The sequence below is a fragment of the Dietzia sp. B44 genome, from assembly GCF_014145245.1.
Lineage (GTDB): Bacteria > Actinomycetota > Actinomycetes > Mycobacteriales > Mycobacteriaceae > Dietzia > Dietzia natronolimnaea.
Genome location: NZ_JAALEF010000054.1, coordinates 1 through 2,161, shown reverse-complemented (window position 1 = coordinate 2,161; position 2,161 = coordinate 1). Strand labels below are relative to the sequence as shown.

Sequence of the window (2,161 nt, the reverse complement as noted above, 5' to 3'; positions counted from 1 at the left end):
TGGGCCTTGGCCTGGGCTCGTGGGGTCAGCGCCACGGCCTCCTGCTGATCCATCTGCGACCTCGGTACCGTCGAACTCAGTGGAAGAAGTGCCGGGCGCCGGTGAAGTACATCGTGATCCCGGCCTTCTCGGCGGCCTCGATCACCTCTGCGTCCCGGACGGACCCGCCCGGCTGCACCACCGCGCGCACCCCGGCCTCGGCGAGCACCTCGAGCCCGTCGGCGAACGGGAAGAACGCGTCCGACGCCGCCACGGCCCCGGTCACCCGCTCCCCCGCGCGCTGCACCGCGAGCCGGGCCGAGTCGACACGGTTGACCTGGCCCATGCCCACTCCGACGGTGGCGCCGGACTGGACCAGCAGGATGGCGTTGGACTTGACCGCCCGGCAGGCGCGCCACGCGAACAGCAGGTCGCGCAGGGTCGCCTCGTCGGCGTCGTCGCCGCACGCCTTGGTCCACCCCGCGGTCACGTCGCCGTCGGCGTCCAACGAATCGCGCTGCTGCACCAGCACGCCGCCGGAGATCTGCTTGCGCTCGAGCTCCCCCTGCGCCGGCGGGTTCGCCTCGAGGATCCGGATGTTCTTCTTCCGCTGCAGGATCTCCACGGCACCGTCCGCGTAGGAGGGCGCGATGATCACCTCGGTGAAGATCTCGGCCACCTGCTCGGCCATCTCCAGGGTCACCTCGCGGTTGGCGGCGATCACCCCGCCGAACGCGCTGACGGGGTCGCACTCGTGGGCGGCGCGGTGGGCCGCGGCGATGTCGGCGTCGATCGCGATGCCGCACGGGTTCGCGTGCTTGATGATCGCCACGCACGGCTCGGCGTGGTCGAACGCGGACCGCCAGGCGGCGTCGCCGTCGACGTAGTTGTTGTAGCTCATCTCCTTGCCGTGCAGCTGCTCGGCCTGAGCGAGTCCGGGGGCCGCGGCGGAGTCCGTGTAGAGGGCGGCGCCCTGGTGCGGGTTCTCTCCGTAGCGCAGGGTGGCGGCCAGGTCGAGACTCTGCCCCTGCCACACCGGAAAGCTCTCGTCCCCGTCCCCCGCGGGGGTCGCGGTCTGCTCCGTCATCCAGGTGGCCACCGCGACGTCGTAGGCACCGGTGTGGCGGAAGGCGGCGGCGGCGAGCCGACGGCGCTCCTCCAGCGGGAATCCGCCCGCGGCCACCGCGTCCAGGGCCTCGCCGTACCCGGCCGGGTCCACCAGCACCGCGACCGACGGGTGGTTCTTGGCCGCCGCCCGGACCATGGACGGACCACCGATGTCGATCTGCTCCACGCACGCGTCGAAGTCCGCGCCGGAGGCGACGGTGTCTGTGAAGGGATAGAGATTGACGACGACGAGCTCGAACGGACGCACACCGAGTTCCGCGACCTGCTCGAGGTGTTCCGGCTTGCGCGTGTCGGCCAGGATGCCCGCGTGCACCCGCGGGTGCAGGGTCTTCACCCGGCCCTCCAGGCATTCGGGGAACCCGGTCAGGTCCTCGACGGGCGTCACCGCGACCCCCGCGGCCGCGATGCGCTGGGCGGTGGAACCGGTTGACACGATCTCGACGTCGGCGGCCGCCAGACCCCGCGCGAGATCCTCGAGTCCGGTCTTGTCGTAGACGCTGATGAGCGCACGGCGGACGGGCCTGCGGGAGTCGGTCACGATAGGTGCACCTTTCGACCTTCGGTGTGGAGTCGGCCACGGGCGGCGGCCGCGAGGATGTCGACGAGCAGCTCGCGCTCGACGACCTTGATTCGTTCGTGGAGGGACGACTCGGTGTCGTCGGGGAGGACGTCGACCGCGCACTGGGCGATCACCGGGCCCGTGTCCACCCCGGCGTCGACCAGGTGGACGGTGCATCCCGTGACCCTCACCCCGTAGGCGAGCGCGTCCCGCACCGCGTGGGCGCCGGGGAAGGACGGCAGCAGGGCCGGATGGGTGTTGACCACGCGCCCGGCGAACTCACCGAGGAACGCCTCGCCGAGGATGCGCATGAAGCCCGCGGAGACGACCCAGTCCGGCGAGAACCCGCGCACCGCGTCCGTCAGCGCACGGTCCCAGGACGGGCGGTCGGGGTGATCGGCCGGACGGACGACCGCGGTGGGCAGTCCGGCGGCCCGGGCGCGGGTCACGGCCTCGCACTGGCGATCGGAGACCAGGCCGACCACCCGGTAGGGG

2 protein-coding genes are annotated in these 2,161 nt (G+C 72.1%); both read right to left on the bottom strand.

Annotation, left to right across the window (positions count from 1 at the left end):
- Nucleotides 1–76 precede the first annotated feature (76 nt).
- On the bottom strand, nt 77–1,645 hold the full coding sequence (gene purH / locus G6017_RS02315) for a bifunctional phosphoribosylaminoimidazolecarboxamide formyltransferase/IMP cyclohydrolase (RefSeq protein WP_179525859.1): 1,569 nt from the start codon (nt 1,643–1,645) through the stop codon (nt 77–79).
- Nucleotides 1,642–2,161: phosphoribosylglycinamide formyltransferase (gene purN, locus G6017_RS02310; protein ID WP_182615734.1), on the bottom strand; the 520-nt coding region annotated here is incomplete at its 5' end. The genes purN and purH, both read right to left, overlap by 4 nt.